Raw genomic sequence first — 4,339 nt, 5'->3', positions numbered from 1 at the left:
TGAAAAATTTTGCTTTAAACCCTATCTGCGTAAGGACTTCCGGAGTTTGTGTCCAGTAGTCCATTAGTATTATATTGCTTTAACTCAGGCTGTGTAAGACTTTTAGCCATAGCTAGTATATTTATACGGGGGAAGTCCAGTAATTAGATAATAAGGAAAATAAATTAAAGCAATCACCTCTATCCTGCCTACTGCTGTAATTATCATGGCAAAAACTCCGAGAATACCGATTCCGATCGAAGTGAGAAAATATGTTTATCAAAGGGATAATTATCAATGTCAGAGTTGCGGTAAACCCGAAAAATTAGCCCAACTTTCCATAGATCATATAATCCCCTTAGCTTTAGGTGGCAGTAACGACATTAGTAACCTGCAAACCCTTTGTTTATCCTGTAATCGCCGCAAAAAAGACCATTTAGACCCTCGTTTTCGGCGTTATTTTCAATAATAGCCAATGGCTGCCGACCCTTTCCTCGATCGCCACTTGTGGAAATACCGCCTGGATGAGTTAGAATCGGAAAGGAGAATTTTTGAGTAACCATGATCAAATTACGTCTAAAACGCTTTGGTAAAAAACGCGAAGCCAGTTATCGTATCGTTGCGGCCGTTAGCACCAGTCGTCGCGATGGTCGTCCCCTAGAGGAATTAGGATTTTACAATCCCCGCACCGATGAAGTGCGTCTGGATGAAGAAGGGATTATCCGACGCTTACAACAAGGAGCGCAACCGACGGACACCGTGCGCGGCATTCTCACCAAACAGAAAATTTTCGAGAAAATCAATGCCTAGTACCCCCAATTATCTCGAACTGGTGAAATTTATGATCGAGCCGTTTTTGGAAGATCCAGCCAGTCTGAGATTGGATATCGAGCGCTGTAAGGAAAATGAACGTCTTTGGGTGCGTGTAGCCTTCGATGATGCCGATAAAGGCAAAGTTTACGGCCGGGGAGGACGCAATTTACAGGCGATTAGAACTACCCTAGAAATGGCGGCCGCAAATGCCGGTCGCTCTCTTTATCTAGAAGTCTATGCGGCCGAAAATGAAGGCGAACAGCGCCGCACCCGTCGTTCTAATGGTAACTTTGAAGGTACGGAAAGAAGACCGAGCAATCGCCGACCACCCGCACCCCGGCAGCTCAACAACTAACGAGCGATTTTAGGAAAACAGGGAAGGGGTTTCATCCTCGACCCTCTCCAGTTGCTCTAATTGCTGCCAAACTTTGGCGAGTAAAGTGGTTAATCCGGCTCCCGTCACGGCGGAAATAGTCAAAATCTCGGCATTGGTTATTTTAGCAAACTGCTTTTGGTAGTTATCTATCGTTTCCTCGTCCACAGCATCAATTTTGTTGAAAACCAGTATTTGCGATCGCTTTTCCAATTCCCGACCATAGGCGGCTAATTCCCCTTGAATAATTTGATAATCGGCGATCGGGTCTTCTGCTGTCAAGGAGACAAGATGAATTAACAGGCGTGTGCGTTCGATATGGCGCAAAAATTCGTGTCCTAAGCCGATTCCTAGGTGCGCTCCCTCGATTAATCCAGGAATATCGGCGAATACCGTCCCGTCTCCCGTGGGTTTGCGTACCACTCCCAAGTTAGGAATGAGAGTCGTAAAGGGATAATCGGCGATTTTGGGACGAGCAGAGGAAACGGCCGAGATTAGGGTGGATTTTCCCGCATTGGGCAGCCCGATAATGCCCACTTCCGCTAATAACTTCAATTCTAGGCGTAAATGGCGTTTTTCCCCGTCTAAACCGGGTAAGGCGTATTCGGGTGCGCGATTATTATTGCTTAAAAAGTGGCGGTTGCCTAATCCTCCTTTTCCCCCGGCAGCCACGATTAAAGTCTGTTCGGGAGTGACCAAATCGCCGATAATTTCCTCGCTATCGAGATCATAAACCACTGTACCACAGGGAACTTGAATAATGCGATCGCTCCCGTTGGCTCCCGTGCAGTTGTTCGGGCCGCCCCGTTTACCGTCATCGGCCTTAAAATAGCGACTATACTGGAAATCTAGCAGGGTTTGCAGGTTCTGAGTCGCCACGAAAATCACCGAACCACCTTTTCCCCCATTACCTCCGGCCGGACCGCCGGCGGGGACGTATTTTTCCCGACGAAAAGCGACAATTCCATCACCTCCCTTACCCCCTTCTACTTCTATTTCGGCGCGATCAATAAACTGCATAAGACTAAGTAGTTAAAGTGAAAAAATGCTCAAGATCAAAGCTGTTATAGGTTAACATCTTGCCAATTTAAAGCTTCTGCGAATCCCTGAAAATGTTTGACATTGGTAGTAGCGATGACTAGATAACGGCTCGGATCTTGTTTTTTTAATAACTGCCAATGAGCAAGAATAATAAAATAATATCTACGTCAATATTGTAATTATCAGCCGTTTGTTGGCCAATCTTTCGAGTTTCTACCCAAATTTGTGACGATTCTAACATCACCTCGGTATCTAAATTATCTAGCTATTAAAGGAATTTTTCTTGACCGATTCTAATAATAGGCTTTTTCTGACTTCATAATCACAGCTATCGGAACTAACTACATAAGCACCCTTAGACAAAAGTGAATAAGGCCAATCTTCCCAGTTTACCCGCTTTTTTAGGATGAGTTAATCAACCCAAAACCCCCGAATCGATAAAGACAATCATCCTTGGCTATAAAGCTTTGAACCCAAAGGACGATCATTATCAATCCCAGTCTGAAAATTGAGGAAAGACTGGGAAATTTCTTGGTCTTGCTTATCGGTTATTTGTGACCGTTTTTGTCGTCTTTGTTCTAAGATAGCCAAAGCCGAACGATTTCGTTTAATTTGCTCTTTTCGATCCCAATCTGGATAATTGACAAGTTTGGGTTTTAATTGATTCATCTCTTTAACTGGAAATTGTCTATCATCATCTTAGCCGATCCTTTGACCAAGAACAAGAGGTAACAGGGGGTGCATCTCATTTTGTCAATCTACTGAGTTGGGATTTTTAAAGGGAAACTCTCTGCTAAAATTGGGCATTACTTCCGATTTTATCACTCAATCCCAGCCTTAAACCCCCCGTCAGGGGAGGAGCTTCGTCCCCCGAACCTTTGACTAACTAATAGAGTTCAACCTCTTAATTTTATTTTAACAGACAACAATTATAAAATTTTATTTTGATAATAAATCGGGTCAATTTTTCTTTTCAGCGATCGCCCTATAGCTGACCGCATAATTCTTTTGTACTAAACTTTGAGGTTGGCAATAGGGGGTAAATACAGAAACGAAAATTCTCTCTAAATCTCCTCAAATTTCCAGAAACCTTCTGACTCCCTCTAGCTAGATGGTTAAAATAAGTAGCTTTTAAGGGAGATAGATTTTGAGAGGGTTATCAGCTACAATCAAGACATGAAGCTAGTTGAACGCCATATCATACTAAATCCCATCCTTGCTGGTCAGAAATTGACCGAGCTGCTTTTTTGTCAAAAAATCTGTTCAATCTAGCTAATTACCACTATCGCCAATATTTCTTTGTTGAACACAAGAAATTAAATTTTAATCAACTCTATCACCAAGTAGCTCAAAGTTCTGATTTACTATTTTATCGGATTGCCGCGCTTGCCGAAGGCACTGGGGAGCAGACTGCTGATTCAATTGGGTAAGGCAAACCCTAATTAGTGAGAGGAGAATCACCACCACAACCGACTCACTTCCCTAATACCTTGATACACTTCTCGTAAGGCGACCAGTCCCCCAAAATGAAGGATTAAAGGCAGGTTAGAAATAGTTTTAGAGTAATTTTAAGAATTCTTCGATAGTTAAACCCGCTTCTTTAACAATCCCTGCCATTGTATAAGCATTAACCGGATTTGCTCGTGGAATGGTGATAGTCTGTTCTCCATTTGTCATAGTAATATGTTTTCTCTGTCTAGTGATGCGGAATCCCGCTTTTTCAAAGGCATTAACAGTGCGTAGATGATTAATTCTGGGTAATTTTGGCCTACTTATCCTACTTCTACATAACGTACTTCCGCATCTTTGTTTAATTCTTCAATTGTCTCTAAATAGTCTTGTATCGCTTCTTTGATATTTTCTATAGCTTCTGCTTCAGTGTCCCCCTGTGACCAACATCCGGGTAAACTGGGACACCAAATTGCATAACCTTCTTCGCTTTGTTTGAGTCGAACTTGATAGCGCATAAATAGTGGCTGTTAGTTTGTAACTTTTATACCTGAACTTCCCCCGTATAAACATACTAGCTATGGCTAAAAGTCTTACAGAGCCTGAGTTAAAGCAATATAATACTAATGGACTACTGGACACAAAATCCTGAATTCCTTACGCAGATAGGGTTTGAGGCAAAAT

At 42.5% G+C, this 4,339-nt stretch carries 7 protein-coding genes; 3 read left to right on the top strand and 4 right to left on the bottom strand.

Annotation, left to right across the window (positions count from 1 at the left end):
• Positions 1-205: 205 nt before the first annotated feature.
• The 3 genes from IM500_RS01510 (at position 206) to IM500_RS01500 (ending at position 1,147) form a co-directional block, all read left to right on the top strand.
• A complete protein-coding gene (locus tag IM500_RS01510; protein ID WP_002746947.1) occupies positions 206-448 on the top strand; it encodes an HNH endonuclease in 243 nt (80 codons plus the stop codon).
• A gap of 92 nt (positions 449-540) precedes the next feature.
• Entirely contained in the window at positions 541-789 is a 249-nt protein-coding gene (rpsP, locus tag IM500_RS01505; protein WP_002780060.1) for a 30S ribosomal protein S16, read from the top strand.
• Complete coding sequence (locus IM500_RS01500; protein ID WP_002736767.1) at positions 782-1,147, top strand: KH domain-containing protein; 366 nt, start codon at positions 782-784, stop codon at positions 1,145-1,147. Before rpsP ends, IM500_RS01500 begins: the two co-directional genes overlap by 8 nt.
• 9 nt (positions 1,148-1,156) lie before the next feature.
• Here the strand turns inward: IM500_RS01500 and obgE are convergent, their stop codons facing one another.
• The 4 genes from obgE to IM500_RS01480 form a co-directional block, all read right to left on the bottom strand.
• Positions 1,157-2,185, bottom strand: a complete 1,029-nt coding sequence (gene obgE / locus IM500_RS01495) for a GTPase ObgE (protein WP_190721191.1) — start codon at positions 2,183-2,185, stop codon at positions 1,157-1,159.
• A gap of 468 nt (positions 2,186-2,653) precedes the next feature.
• Complete coding sequence (locus tag IM500_RS01490; protein ID WP_190721193.1) at positions 2,654-2,875, bottom strand: hypothetical protein; 222 nt, start codon at positions 2,873-2,875, stop codon at positions 2,654-2,656.
• 888 nt (positions 2,876-3,763) lie between these two features.
• Positions 3,764-3,982: a type II toxin-antitoxin system HicA family toxin gene (locus IM500_RS01485; protein WP_044034701.1), complete on the bottom strand. Its 219-nt coding sequence runs from the start codon at positions 3,980-3,982 to the stop codon at positions 3,764-3,766.
• The gene (locus tag IM500_RS01480) at positions 3,979-4,173 is read right to left on the bottom strand and encodes a type II toxin-antitoxin system HicB family antitoxin (RefSeq protein ID WP_002776391.1); all 195 of its coding nucleotides are present in this window, start codon (positions 4,171-4,173) and stop codon (positions 3,979-3,981) included. The genes IM500_RS01485 and IM500_RS01480 overlap by 4 nt, the downstream gene beginning before the upstream one ends.
• Positions 4,174-4,339: the final 166 nt, after the last annotated feature.

This window comes from Microcystis sp. M179S2, from assembly GCF_020245805.1.
Lineage (GTDB): Bacteria > Cyanobacteriota > Cyanobacteriia > Cyanobacteriales > Microcystaceae > Microcystis > Microcystis aeruginosa.
The sequence above is the reverse complement of the archived record's forward strand: the minus strand, read 5'-3'. Positions and strand labels throughout refer to the sequence as shown.